The sequence below is a fragment of the Brevundimonas sp. genome, from assembly GCF_036963785.1.
Lineage (GTDB): Bacteria > Pseudomonadota > Alphaproteobacteria > Caulobacterales > Caulobacteraceae > Brevundimonas.
The window spans coordinates 1-504 of record NZ_JBALUS010000028.1; the positions used below are offsets into that span (position 1 = coordinate 1).

General features: G+C 57.9%; 1 protein-coding gene. It reads left to right on the plus strand.

The window, feature by feature from the left end; all coding sequences use genetic code 11:
* Positions 1–456, plus strand: a 456-nt coding sequence (locus V7672_RS15300; protein ID WP_335625424.1) for an efflux RND transporter periplasmic adaptor subunit, incomplete at its 5' end; no start/stop codon positions are given.
* Positions 457–504: the final 48 nt, after the last annotated feature.

Consider the following 504-nt stretch of genomic DNA (forward strand, 5'->3'; position numbering starts at 1 on the left):
GCCGTCTACAAGCAGGACATTGGTCGTATACGTATTGGCGCACCTGTCGCGCTCAAGACCGACTCAGGAGATGTCCTGGCGTTATCGACTGTCGCTTTCGTGCTTCCCGTCATCAATGAAACCTCTCGCACCGCGACGGCACGGGTGATTGTGGCGAATGCCGATGGCAGTCTGACGCCTGGCCAGTTTGTCACGGCTGATCTCAGCGTTGGCAATGCAAGCCCCGTGGTACGGGTCCCGCAAACAGCCGTCCAGATTGTCGAGGACAAACCGTCGATATTCGTTCCCGTTGAAGGCGGTTTCGCCCCCAAGACCGTGATGATCGGTACAACGGCCGGCGGCTTTGTCGAAATTCGTTCGGGCCTGACGGTCGGCGAGACCTTTGTCTCGCAAGGGGGATTCACTCTCAAGGCCCAGCTTGAAAAAGACGCCTTTGGCGACGGACACGGACATTAGGACCAACAGACATGATCAATTTTATGCACCGTATCGCCGGGGGCCGCC